Genomic DNA, 12,212 nt, shown 5'->3' with positions numbered 1-12,212 from the left:
CGCGGTGGCCGATGTTCACTCGCCGGCTACCGATAGGCTCTGTATCAAGATCATCATGCCTTTACGCCACTGATCTTCGACACGCGACAACTCAGTGGACAGCTCCCGATAAGAAAGGCAGCAACAGTGGAAGGCATGCTGGAAGAGTCGTTCGACGTCACCGACGCTATCGGCTCCGGCGAGAGCCTGCGGCAGTCCGGTTGGATGTTCCTACCGAACGATCCGGCACATGCCAGAGGCGTCCTTGTCTGCCTTCCAGGCGGTAGTTACGACAAGAGATACTGGCACATGGAGATCCCCGGACATCCCGGTTACAGCTTCGCACAACACCTGACCTCCCACGGGTTCGTGGTCGTCTCGATCGATCACCTCGCGGTCGGTGACAGCAGTGACCCGCACGAGTCAGGCGACGTTGACCTGCAGTTGCTGGCCCGGGGAGATGCGGCGGTGGCGGACCAGATCAGGCAGCGACTGAACGCCGGAACCCTGGCCGCCGGGATTCCGCCGCTGCGTCTCCCGCTGATCGGTGTGGGTCACTCTTTCGGGGCTTGCCTCACGGCCGTCGTCCAGGCCAATCATCACGTCTTCGACGCGGTGGTACTGCTGGGCTTCGCCGGTAGCGTCACTAACGTTGTCGGTGAGAAGGTGGACGACGCCGACCCGGACACTCGGGTCAGGCACATGGAGGCCGTGGTCCGAGAGCAGAGCGACGCCGCGCCGGATGCGGCGTGGGTCCGGCTGCCACGCGAGGCGTTGAGCGGCGTTTTCTATGCCCAGGATGTTCCCGACGACGTCATCGCCGCGGACACCGCGGCCGAGACTCGGGGGCCGGTTCGGGCCCTGGCCGAAACCGCACTGGCCGGCGACCATTACATTCCCTACGCGGAAAAGATTGACGTCCCGGTCTTTCTGGGGTTTGGCGACATTGACCTGTCGCCCGATCCGTTGGGCGAGCCGAGGTATTACCGCACGGCCCGTGACCTCACGCTCTACCTGCTCCCAGGTTCCGGGCACTGCCACAACTTCGCCACCAACCGCGCGGCGTTGTGGGATCGCATCGCGTCCTGGGTCCCTGCCGCGGCGGCTGCCGCTTAGTCTCTCTGGGCCGGGTCACCGTCCGGCCAGGTGTCGCTCCAGGCCATCCAGCAGGCGGCCCAGGCCGAACTCGAAAACCTGATCCAGGTCCAGCTCCATTCCGTTGTTGATCAGCCGGGTCAGCAGCGGGAAGTCGCCGGCACCGGCGACGTCGCGGAAGCTGTGTTCCTGGGTCTGCATCCACTCGTCGCTGGTCAGCCCCGAGTCCTGCTCGGCCTGGGCCTCAGCCTCGAAGTTGAGGGCCAGGCCGCGTACGTGGCTGAACAGCGTCATGTGGATGTGCATCATCTCCTGGATCGTCAGGCCCAACCCGTCCAGCGCGCGCAGCGCCCATTCGGTGTGCCGCATCCCGTTGGGGACCAGCTGCGGGCGGGTGATGGACAGCGCCAGGGCCAGCCACGGATGGCGGCGGAAGCCTCGCCACTGCATGCGCGAGGACAGTTCCAGCTGGGCCCGCCAGCCCTTCGGCGGCCGGGCCGGCAGGGGGTCCTCGCCGAGCACACTGTCCATCATGGATATCAGCAGCGCGTCCTTGCCGCTGACGTGGCGGTAGAGGGACATCGGGGCCGCGCCCAGCTCGGTCGCGATGCGGCGCATGGACAACTGTGCCAGACCCTCGGCGTCGGCGACCCGGATGGCCGAGGCCACGATTCGCTCGCGGGTCAGGTCGGGGTCGCCCTCGTTGTGGCGCGCGGCGCGCGCCGCCGTGCCCGCCGGCTGGGCGGGTACGGTCGGATCGGCGACCACCGTGCCCCGACCCGGTAGCGCCCGGGTCATCCCCTCGGTGTTGAGGGTCGCGAGCACCTTCGTCGCGGTGGCCAGGGCCACACCCCACTCGCGGGTGATGCGGCGTGCCGACGGTACCGGGTCGCCGGGTCGCAGTTGTCCGGCGGTGATGCGGGCGCGGATCTCGTCGGCGATGCGCCGGTACGGCGGCTGGTTCATCGATCGCCCTCCCTTCCCGTACTAGTACACCAGACGGGTTTGACTAGTACACATACGGTGTACGCATGAGTTGGTACATCGTACGCGACGAGGGAGCACAGCCATGGTCAACCGGACGGTACTGATTTCGGGCGCCGGTATCGGCGGGCCGGCGCTCGCGTTCTGGCTGCGGCGGCACGGCTTCGCGCCGACGGTCGTGGAGGTCGCGCCCGCGCCCCGACCCGGCGGGCACGCCGTGGACCTGCGCGGTGCCGGGCGCGAAGTGGTCGAGCGGATGGGGTTGCTGGACACGGTACGGGCGCAGCGCGTCGACGAGCGCGGATTCGCCTATGTGGACGGTCGCGGCCGGTGGACCGCGAAAATGCCGGCCGACCTGTTCGACGGCGAGGGGCTGGTCGCCGAAATTGAGATCATGCGCGGCAACCTGACTCGCATCCTGTACGACGCCACGCGCGAGGGCGCCGAATACCTGTTCGACGACCGGATCACCGGGCTTTCCGAGGACGGGGACGGCGTCAAGGTGACGTTCGCCAGCGGTACCGTGCGGCGCTTCGACATCGTGGTCGGCGCGGACGGGCTGCACTCCGGCGTACGCCGGCTGGCCTTCGGGCCGGAGCAGGAGTTTGTGCGGCACCTCGGCGGTTACATGGGCTACTTCACGGTCCCGGACCCGGGCAACCTCGACCACTGGTTCCTCATGCACGGCGCGCCGGGCGGCCTGGTCGCCGGGATCCGGCCGGAGAATGGCGGCACGGCCAAGGCGATGCTCAGCTTCACCTCACCGGCACTGGACTACGACCGGCGCGATGTGCCGGCCCAGCAGGATATTCTGCGTGCCAAGTTCGCCGGAGTGGGCTGGCTGGTGCCGCAGGTCCTCGCGGCCATGCCCGGCGCCGATGACTTCTACTTCGACTCACTGAGTCAGGTCCACATGGGACGGTGGTACCGAGGGCGCACGGTGCTGCTCGGCGACGCCGGATACTGCGGCTCGCCGCTGGCCGGGCTCGGTACCGCGATGGCGCTCGTCGGCGCCTACGTGCTCGCCGGTGAGCTGTCCGCGACACCGGACGACCACGAGGCGGCGTTCACCCGGTACCAGGATGGCATGCGCGCCTATGTGGAGCAGTGCCAGACCCTGCCACCCGGTGGCGTGAAGGGCTTCGCGCCGAACAGCGGGCTAATGATCCGGATGCGCAACCTCTCGATGGCCATGATGACTCGCTGGCCGTGGCGCGCGCTCGTCGCCAAGCAGTTTCAGAAGGCCGACGCGATCACGCTGAAGGACTACTGACCTCGGTGCCGCTCCGCCACGGCCGAGGCCGGGTGGTCGAGGCACTCGGCTCGGCGGGGTGCGCTCGGCTCAGCGGGCTGAGGAACTCCGCGAGGATCGGGTTGCGGTCTCGCGACTGAATTGTGGTGCGCGCCGGCCGTGCTGCCCCACGTCGGCCACCACCACGGGCGGCGCGGCGGCTCGCCGCGATGACTGCCCGGGTTGGGCGACCATGGCGGCGAGCAGGTTGTCCAGCGCCTGTTGCGCTGCCCCCAGTTGCGTGATGGCGGTGGCGCTCCGGGAGTCCGGCGGCGAGCAGGGCGCGGATGTGGGACACCGTGGTGACGTCCGATTCGTCGTACTCGCGGTAGCCGTTGGCCAGCCGCACCGGCCGCAGGAGCCCCTGCTCCTCGTAGTAACGCAGGAGGCGTTCGCTTACCCCTGTTTCGCGGGCCAGCGTGCCGATCCGCATCCGAGGCCTCCGCACCGTCCTTGACCTTCACGCCGATGTGAAAGTTTAGCCCTCACCCGTCAGCGGCCGACGAGATCGGGGAGTGGGCAATGTCAGGCGCGGTCATCATCGGGGTAGGGCCCGGAATCGGTCGCTCGGTCGCGCTGCGGTTCGCGCGAGAGGGTCTACCGCTCGCCGTCGTGGCACGTTCCCGTCATCAGTACTCCCGGCGCGATGGGCGGGGCGCGGCGGCGCCCCGCCCATCGCTCACGCAGCCGTCAGTCAGCCCAGCCCGCCACCGGCCGGGCCGGCCGCTGGAGCCGCCGGCAGAGTCCGCCCGGTGAATTTCGTCGTGGCTGCGGCCGCCCTAGCCGCCTGCGGCCCGATCCCCACGGACACCGCCTCGTACTCGCGGGAGACGTTGTCGCTGTTGCGGAACACGAACGCCCAGGTGAGGTGCACGCTGTCCGAGTAGCGGAAGACCGTCGGATCGGTACTGGCGACGTCGCCGGCCGCGGTGACGTTCGTCCAGTTCCGCCAGACGCCCGAACCCTGGACTGTCTCGCCGGTGTTCCAGATCGTACCGTCGGCGTCGCGGGCGACCAGTTCGGCCTTGCCGGTTGACGGGCTCAGCAGCGCGGCCGGCGGCCCGGCCGCGGTGAACGTGCCGATCGTGTCCCAGGTGTCCGGGAACGTGCCGGTGGCATCGTCCTGCGTCATGGTCTGGATCGAACCGTCCGCCGCCCGCGCGAAGATGGCCAACCGGCTGCCCGGGTACGCGACGACGGAGGGCTGACCGGTGAAGCCGGAGCCGGCCAGCGTGGTGCAGCCGGACACGGTGCGATTGGCGTACAGCGCCGTGGTCACCGCCCCCGCAGGAGTCAGCGCGAACACCTGCAGACCATTGCTGTCCGGCACCACCACCGGGGTGCCGGACAGGCCCCCGACGCCGAGGCTGACCCAGGACGCGTACCCGCCGTTGGCCGCGATTTCGGGCAGTGCCCACAGCACCCCACCGGCGTCCACCGCGAAGGCCACCAGGGTTCCGTCCGCCTGCCGGGCGATTCCCGGGTGTGAGGCCATCGGGCCGGCCGGGTCGGTCCACCCGCCCCAGACCGGGGGGTTGGTGCTGGTCTCGGTGTTCACCGCGATGGTGCCGTCGGTGTTGTGCGCGACCATGACGAGCTTGCCGTCGGCCTGCTCGGCGAGCGCCGGCGCGCCGGCGAAGGCCAGGTCGCCGGAGATGACGGTCCACTGGGTTGACAGCGTGTTGCCCAGATCGACCCGGTGCCCGTGTACAAGCTGGCCGATGTTGTCGGTGTACGCGTACTCGATGGTGCCCGCGGACCCGCCGTTCGGAGTCGCCTGCATCGCGACCGTCGGGGTGAAATTCTGCCGCCTCACCGCCGCGGCCGGACGGGGTGCCAGATTGGTCAACTGGACCACCGTGCCGGAGGCCGGCTGACCGGTGGGCGCCTCGCCGGGGGAGCCGATCACGGCATCGGCGTTGCCGTCTCCGGTGATGTCGCCGAGCGCGACGCCCGCCCCGAACGCGTCGTGGGTTTCGTTGCTCTCACCGACGTCGGTCTGCGCGAGGCGCCGGCCCAGGTTGAGGCCGCGGGTCGAGCCGGCCTGCCGCGCGCCGCCGTCGAACAGGTACGCCGCGCCGGCCGCGGGCGCGCTGCCGTACGCCTTGCCGGGGGCGCCGACCAGCAGATCCGCGTACCCGTCCTGGTCCACGTCGCCGGTGGACAGCACGCTGCCGAACGCGTCGCCGGCGCCGATCGCCTCACCGGTGGCCGACTCGTCGATCGTGTACCCGGCGGCCAGCTGCGACGAGACGCCGGGGAAGATGGCGGCCGAGCCGGCGGCCGCGGATGCGCCGGACGCCTTGCCGGGGATGCCGACCGCGATGTCGGCGAAGCCGTCCCTGTCGAAGTCGCCGACCGCGAGGGCGCTGCCGAAGGCGTCCCCGGCCTCGTTGGTGCCGCCGTCGCTGACCTCGTTGCGCCCGAACCCGGTGGCCTTGCCGGTACTGGAGCCCGGGATTATGTAGATCCCACCGGCGGCCGGGTCGCTACCCGGTGCCTCGCCGGGCGCACCGACCACCAGGTCGGCGTGGCTGTCTCCGGTCACGTTGCCGATGGCCAGCGCCGCGCCGAATCTGTCACCGGCCTCATTCGCTCCCGTCGCGTCGCTCTGGTCGACCGACCAGCCGCGCACGATGCCGGTCGACGATCCCTTGTAGACGTAGGTCGCTCCACCGTGGACCGTGCCGCCGTTGGGAGCCTCGCCCGGGGTGCCGATGGCGAGGTCGGCGTACCCGTCGCCGTTGAGGTCGCCGGCCGCCAACGCGGTGCCGAAGGCGTCTCCGGCCTCGTCGCTGTTGCCGCCCGTCGTCTGGCCGTACGCGGTGCCGGTGTTCAGGCCGCCGGCCGATCCGGGGAAGACCGCGATAGCCCCGGAGCCGGCCGCGGTGCCGAGCGCCTCGCCGGGGATGCCGACCGCCAGGTCGGCGTACCCGTCCTTGTTGAAGTCGCCGGCCGCGAGCGACGCGCCGAACTTGTCACCGGCCTCGTTCCCTGAGGCGATGTTGGTCTGGGTGAGCCGCTTGCCGGTGGCGGACAGCCCGGCGGCCGAACCGTTGAAGATGGTCACCGTGCCGGAGGCCACGGTGCCGACCTTGTCGGCCGGTGCGCCGACCGCCACGTCGGCGAATCCGTCCTTGTTGAAGTCGGCGACCACCACCGCCGCCCCGAACTGCGCGGCGGCCACGTCGGCCCCGCCGCTGGCGTTGGCGGGTGTCACCGTCTGGTGCGCGTACAGGTCCGGTGTGACGCAGGCGGTGGCGGCCGATGCCATCGACGGCGCGACACCGACGACGACCGCGCCGGTCGCCGCGACGGTTGTCGCGGCGACGGTGAGCATTCGGGATAGCTGACGGTGAACCATGGCACCCTTTCCTGGTCCTGTTCGCACGGGCTGGTGTGCTCGTCTCGGCAGTAGGACTCCGCAGCCGATCGGAATGTGACGTGAGGTAATCCGCCGCACAGTTCGGTGTGCCGTCCCGCCGGACTGGTCGAGACGGCTGCGAACTGCCCTCCGTCGAAATGACGGGCGGACTTCGACACTCATCAGTGTGACGTGGGTCACGGGGCATCACATCCCGTGGGGCTGCTCCGTCGATCGAAGCGAACAACCAGCATTGTCCCCACCGGGGGAGAGTTCGTGTTCGCGCGAATCGGGCGCGGGCCTTGTCGTGTTCCCCGGATCGTCACGGCGGTTTCTGAACGTCGTGATACCAGACTTTGGGAAGAGGTTCTCCATGCGTCCCGCGTTACGTGCGTTGATGTTGCTGCCGGCGGCGGTATCGCTCGGCCTGGGGGCGGTGCCGGCCGAAGGCTCGGCGGCAACGGCCTACCCGGAACTGCGGGTGGTCACCTGGAACATCTGTGGTGAGGCGGGCGGGCTGCCGGGCAGCGACGCGTACTGCCCCTATCGCAACGACCCGACGGCAAAGGCGGCCGAGATCGCGAAGGTGGTCACCGAGCACGACGCGAACGTCGTCCTGCTTCAGGAGATCTGCGGCGGTGAGGACGGCAGCCAACTCAGCCTGCTCGCCGCCGATCTGGGGCCACAGTGGAGCGTCCGGCACGCCGTGGCGCAGCGGCCCGATGACGGCAACAGTTACTGCCGGGGCGACGGCGCCAACGACCTCAAGGGCGACATCGGCGAAGCCATCGCGGTCAAGGCGACGATCACCGAGACGACGATCCAGCCGACCGTGCCCAGCACGCCCGCCGTCAACTTTCAACAATTGCCGATCCTGTGCGTGCGTACGCTGGAATGGACAACCCGGATCTGTACGACACACGTCCTGGCCGCCGCGGACGACCCGCGCCGGGCCGGCCAGATCGACGCCATCCGCGATGCCGTGTGGCCGGACCGGTACGACCTGGTGCTGGGCGGGGATTTCAACCTGTTCCCGGACTCCACATTGCTCGCCCCGCTGGAGGATGCGTTCGACGAGTGTGACCGCAATTCCTACAGCACCGGGGACGCGGTCAACGAGGTGACCCATCACGCGTGGTCGGGCAGCACGGAGGTGTGGAAGAAACGCGACCACATCTTCGCCGCGCTGCCCGGCGCCGGTACGCTTTTCCACTACTGCGACGCCGATCTGTCCGAAGTGGACGTCTCACACTACGGGCTGCCGGACGGCCCGACCGGCTACTCCGACCACGCCCCGCTGATCGGTTATCTGCGCACGCGCACACCCGCCGCCGCCTCGGTTCCCGGTGATCTGACCGGCGACGGCTTGCCCGACCTCACCGCGATCGACTCGAGCGGCCGGCTGCGGCTCTACCAGGGGCGCGGCGACGGTTCGGTGGTCTGGCCGAACGGGGTCATCGGCACCGGCGGGTGGTCCGGCGCGGCCATCAGCCACCGGGGCGACTTCACCGGCGACGGCACCGAGGACATCGTCGCCCGGGTCGGGGACAGCCTCTGGGTCTATCCGAACCAGGGCTACGGCCGTCTTGGTCCGCGCGTCGCGCTCGGCGCCTCCGGCTGGTCCGCCGTGTCGCAAGTGATCAGTGTCGGCGACCTCACCGGCGACGGATACCCCGATGTGGTGGCGATCCGCGGTGACCAGCTGTACCTCTACCCCGGCGATCCCGCTCATCGGCCGGCCCTGCTCGCGCCGCGGCTAATCGGCACCGGTGGCTGGGGTCCGACGACGCTGACGGCTCCCGGGGACGCCGACCACGACGGCCGTCCCGACCTGCTGGTCCGCGACACGGGCAGCGGCATTCTGTACCTGTACCGCGGCCAGCCGGACGGCACGTTCGGCAACCGGACCGTCTTCGGTACGCGCGGCTGGACCCTCGGCAACCGGCCGCTGCTCGCCGCCGGCGACGCCGACGGCAATGGCACCACCGACCTGTGGGCCACCGCGGGCGACGCGACCTTGCAGTTCTACGCGGGCGGGACCAACAGCTCCGGAAACCCCGCCGACGGTCCCCGCACGCAGGTCGGCGACAGCGGCTGGGATGCGATCACCCGGATCGCCTGAGACGGCCGGGCGGCCAGTCCGTCCGGCAGCTGGGGTGGACCGGCGCGGCATCGCCGACGCCGCGCCGGTCGCGCACCGCGCCCTACCGTCTTTTCGCTCAGCTGCCCGGCAACGTCGTACGCGGGCCTTCGTCAGACGCTTCGCGCCGGGACTCGATGCCGAGGGCGGCGCAGGCGCCGTCCACGGCCGCCCGGCGCAGCTCGTCCTTGGGCGTCTCGGCGAACTGGATGGTGCAGTCCTGGATGCCGCCGAAGGCGATCACGGCCCGGGTGGCCTGCTCCAGCGTGGGTTCGGGGCCGTGCAGCAGCCTCGCCAGCCGGCTGCGCCAGGCCAGCACGAGGTCGATCAGGCCGAGGTCGGCGAGCGTGGTCAGCTCGCTGAGCATGAGCACGATCTCTTTGCGATTGCGGTAGTGGAAGTCGAAGTAGCCCTCTAGCAGGGCGCGGGGTTCGACCTCGCTGCGCGCCTCCTGGCTCACGAGGAACGCCTCTTCCTCGTCGATGATCGGCTGCACGATGCTGCGGACCAGTTCCTCGCGGGAGGAGAAGTGGTAGTACAGCGCGGGCTTGGTGATGTTCAGCCGGTCGGCGATCTCCTGCAGGCTGGTCCGCTGCACACCCTGCTGTGCGAAGAGTTCGCGGGCGACCTCCTGGATCCGCTGCTTGGTGTCAGAGGGACGAGGCATGCTCCCAGTGTATCTGACTTACCGATAGGTAAGTATCGTGATAGACTTACTTACCGTTAAGTCAGGAGGCAATGGTCATGCGGGTTCTCATCTCCGGCGCCAGCGTCGCCGGTCCGGTGCTGGCGTACTGGCTCACCAGGTATGGCTTCTCCGTCACCGTCATCGAGCGCGCGCCGGCTCTGCGCAAGACCGGTGGGCACGCGGTCGACCTGTACCAGCCCGCGATGACCATCTCGGAGAGGATGGGCGTGCTCCCGCGCATCGAGCAGCGGGCCACCGGCACGAGCCGGATGACCCTCTGCCCGCAGGGCGCACGGCGCCCCGTCCGGTTGGACCTCTCCAAAATTTTCAGCGCCACGTCCGACCGGCACGCCGAGGTCATGCGCGATGACCTGAGCGAGATCTACTACGACGCCTCGCGCGACGACGTCGAGTACGTTTTCGGCGACTCGATCACCGCTATCTCGCCCGACGGCGAGGTGGAGTTCGAGAAGACCGCGCCGCGCCGCTACGATCTCGTCGTCGGCGCGGACGGGCTGCATTCCAACGTGCGCCGCCTCGTCTTCGGCGACGAGTCCCGCTTCGACGCCTTCATCGGGGCCTACCTTGGGGTGCTGACCCTGCCCAACACCTCCGGCCTCGACCGTGAGCTGCTCATCCACGTCGGCGTGGGGCGTACCGCCGGCATGTACGGCGCGCGGCACCTCGGCGACGCACGGGTGTTGTTCCTGTTCCGCGGCGAGCGCAAGCTCGACTACGGCCACCACGACGTGCCCCGGCAGAAGGAGCTGCTGCGCGGTGCGTTCGACGGCATGCATCCCGAGGTGGACCGCTGGCTGGACGAACTCGACCGCACTCCGGCGTTCTACTTCGACTCGATCACCCAGCTCCGCATGGACACCTGGTCGCGGGGGAGGGTCACGCTGGTCGGCGACGCGGGCTACTGCCCCGGCCCCGCCGTCGGCGGCAGCACCAGCCTCGCCATCGTCGGCGCCTACGTCCTCGCCGGGGAGTTGGCGCGGGCGGACGGCGACCACGAGCGCGCCTTCCCCGCCTACGAGCGCGCCATGGCGGAGCACGTGCGCGGCAGCCGCGCGTCGGCGCTCAGCGCGGCGAAGACCCTGATCCCCACGTCCCGCCTCGGGGTGCGGGGACTGGTCCAGGGCGCCCGCCTGATCTCCGCCCTGCCCGCGGGGCCCAGCCGTGCCCTCCTCCGCCTCACCACCAAGACCGCACGCGTCTACAACGCCATGACCGTTGACGACTACCCGCTTCCGCCCGCCGCGTCGGGCGCCCGGGTCGGTCTCGCGGGCGACCCCGGAGGCGGGCTGGGCAACAGGCTCGGGGTGGAGTGAGGAGGGCACGCCGCCCCGCCGCCAGCCGACGCGGTCGTCCGTACGCGCGGATGATGCGGCCGGTGTCGTTGCCTTCCACGCACTGCTGTCCATCTGGTGCTGGTCGGCGGAGAGGTTGACCACTCGGTCGATCTTGCCTTCGGCGTCGAAGTGCCATACCAACGCCCACAGAGTGTCGACCTTGCCAACACCCTCGGTGGTCCAGCCGCGGTGGATGTCGACCACATACTCGTCGTTGGCTTCCAGGAACAACGGTTCGGCCTGGAATCCGGCCTTGCCCAGCTGAGTGAAAAAGGCCGCGACCTCCTGAAGTACGGCTGCCCCACTACCTTGCCGTGGCCCTGGCCGGCGCCATTGCCACGGTCGCCGACGCGCTCCACCCCAGCGGCGCGCTCGCTGCCGCCGGCTGGATCATCGCCGCGACGACCGGCGATATCGCGGCTGCGGTGTCGATCGTGTTCGACGACATCGTCGGCCTGTTCCGCTCGACCGCGCTCGCCGCGTAGACGTAACCCCGCTGATGTAGGTGCCGGCCGACCGGCACCTACATCAGCCGGAACACGATCATCTAGAGAGCGTCCGCCACGGCCATCTCGGTGCCGGTCGCACTGCCGGTGTCGCTGAGGATCCGCCCGTCGGCGAGGGTCACTGTTCGCCCGCAGCGCGATGCCAGCGCCGCGTCGTGTGTGGCGATGACCAGCGTCGTGCCGTGCTCGGCGTTCAACGCCAGCAGGAGATCGACGATCGCCGTACCGTTGGCGGAGTCGAGATTGCCGGTCGGCTCATCGGCGATCAGGATCCCCGGCTCGCCGATTAAGGCCCGGGCAATCGCCACGCGCTGCTGCTGACCACCGGACAGCTGTGACGGCAGCGCGTTCTCGCGCCCGGCCAGGCCGACCGACGCCAATAGCTCCATCGCTCGGTCGGCGGCGCCACGCGCCCGCCTCCGATCCGGAATCAGCGGCGCGATCACGTTGTCACGCGCGGTCAGCGCGGGGAGCAGGTGGAACCTCTGAAAGACGAACCCCACATGACGGCGGTACGCGGCCAGCTCACGACGCCCCGCAGACGTGATCGTGGTATCGCCCACGACAATCGCGCCGCTGTCAGCGCTCTCGATGGCGCCGATCACATGCAGCAACGTCGACTTGCCTGATCCGGACGGGCCGGTCAGCGCCGTCACCGTACCGCCGCCGAGCTCGATGCTGACGTCATCGACGGCCGTGATCGCGGCACTGCCGCTGCCGAACGTCTTGGACACCGATTCGACCCGGACCGGTACGCCTGACATGACCTTCTCCTCTTGCACTCGATCCACCAACGGAATTGCCATCGCC

Annotated in this window: 10 protein-coding genes; 5 read left to right on the top strand and 5 right to left on the bottom strand. The window is 69.7% G+C overall.

The window, feature by feature from the left end; all coding sequences use genetic code 11:
- Positions 1 to 135: 135 nt before the first annotated feature.
- Positions 136 to 1,095: an alpha/beta hydrolase gene (locus ABEA87_RS03705; RefSeq protein ID WP_345626023.1), complete on the top strand. Its 960-nt coding sequence runs from the start codon at positions 136 to 138 to the stop codon at positions 1,093 to 1,095.
- A 15-nt stretch (positions 1,096 to 1,110) separates the two neighbouring features.
- On the opposite strand, the gene ABEA87_RS03700 is transcribed toward ABEA87_RS03705, so the two are convergent.
- On the bottom strand, positions 1,111 to 2,040 hold the full coding sequence (locus ABEA87_RS03700) for a TetR/AcrR family transcriptional regulator C-terminal domain-containing protein (RefSeq protein WP_345626021.1): 930 nt from the start codon (positions 2,038 to 2,040) through the stop codon (positions 1,111 to 1,113).
- A gap of 103 nt (positions 2,041 to 2,143) precedes the next feature.
- Here ABEA87_RS03700 and ABEA87_RS03695 point away from each other — a divergent pair, with 103 nt between their 5' ends.
- The gene (locus ABEA87_RS03695) at positions 2,144 to 3,331 is read left to right on the top strand and encodes an FAD-dependent monooxygenase (protein ID WP_345626020.1); all 1,188 of its coding nucleotides are present in this window, start codon (positions 2,144 to 2,146) and stop codon (positions 3,329 to 3,331) included.
- Here ABEA87_RS03695 and ABEA87_RS03690 read toward each other — a convergent pair.
- Both ABEA87_RS03690 and ABEA87_RS03685 read right to left on the bottom strand, forming a co-directional pair.
- Positions 3,312 to 3,782 carry a MerR family transcriptional regulator gene (locus ABEA87_RS03690; RefSeq protein ID WP_345626019.1) on the bottom strand — a complete coding sequence of 157 codons (471 nt, stop codon included), beginning with the start codon at positions 3,780 to 3,782 and terminating at the stop codon, positions 3,312 to 3,314. The genes ABEA87_RS03695 and ABEA87_RS03690 overlap by 20 nt on opposite strands.
- A 261-nt stretch (positions 3,783 to 4,043) precedes the next feature.
- Entirely contained in the window at positions 4,044 to 6,689 is a 2,646-nt protein-coding gene (locus ABEA87_RS03685) for a hypothetical protein (protein ID WP_345626017.1), read from the bottom strand.
- A gap of 397 nt (positions 6,690 to 7,086) precedes the next feature.
- Between ABEA87_RS03685 and ABEA87_RS03680 the strand changes: the two genes are divergently transcribed.
- Entirely contained in the window at positions 7,087 to 8,835 is a 1,749-nt protein-coding gene (locus tag ABEA87_RS03680; RefSeq protein ID WP_345626015.1) for an FG-GAP-like repeat-containing protein, read from the top strand.
- Between the two features lie 97 nt (positions 8,836 to 8,932).
- On the opposite strand, the gene ABEA87_RS03675 is transcribed toward ABEA87_RS03680, so the two are convergent.
- Positions 8,933 to 9,520: a TetR/AcrR family transcriptional regulator gene (locus ABEA87_RS03675; protein WP_345626013.1), complete on the bottom strand. Its 588-nt coding sequence runs from the start codon at positions 9,518 to 9,520 to the stop codon at positions 8,933 to 8,935.
- 77 nt (positions 9,521 to 9,597) lie between these two features.
- Between ABEA87_RS03675 and ABEA87_RS03670 the strand changes: the two genes are divergently transcribed.
- Both ABEA87_RS03670 and ABEA87_RS03665 read left to right on the top strand, forming a co-directional pair.
- On the top strand, positions 9,598 to 10,875 hold the full coding sequence (locus ABEA87_RS03670; protein ID WP_345626011.1) for an FAD-dependent monooxygenase: 1,278 nt from the start codon (positions 9,598 to 9,600) through the stop codon (positions 10,873 to 10,875).
- A 335-nt stretch (positions 10,876 to 11,210) separates the two neighbouring features.
- A complete protein-coding gene (locus ABEA87_RS03665) occupies positions 11,211 to 11,381 on the top strand; it encodes a hypothetical protein (protein WP_345626009.1) in 171 nt (56 codons plus the stop codon).
- A 62-nt stretch (positions 11,382 to 11,443) separates the two neighbouring features.
- On the opposite strand, the gene ABEA87_RS03660 is transcribed toward ABEA87_RS03665, so the two are convergent.
- Positions 11,444 to 12,208 (bottom strand): ABC transporter ATP-binding protein, encoded by a 765-nt coding sequence (locus ABEA87_RS03660; RefSeq protein ID WP_345626007.1) that lies wholly within the window; start codon positions 12,206 to 12,208, stop codon positions 11,444 to 11,446.
- Positions 12,209 to 12,212: the final 4 nt, after the last annotated feature.

It is taken from the genome of Rugosimonospora acidiphila (assembly GCF_039543385.1).
In the GTDB taxonomy this organism is placed as follows: Bacteria; Actinomycetota; Actinomycetes; order Mycobacteriales; family Micromonosporaceae; genus Rugosimonospora; species Rugosimonospora acidiphila.
This window is presented reverse-complemented; position numbering and strand designations above follow the sequence as displayed.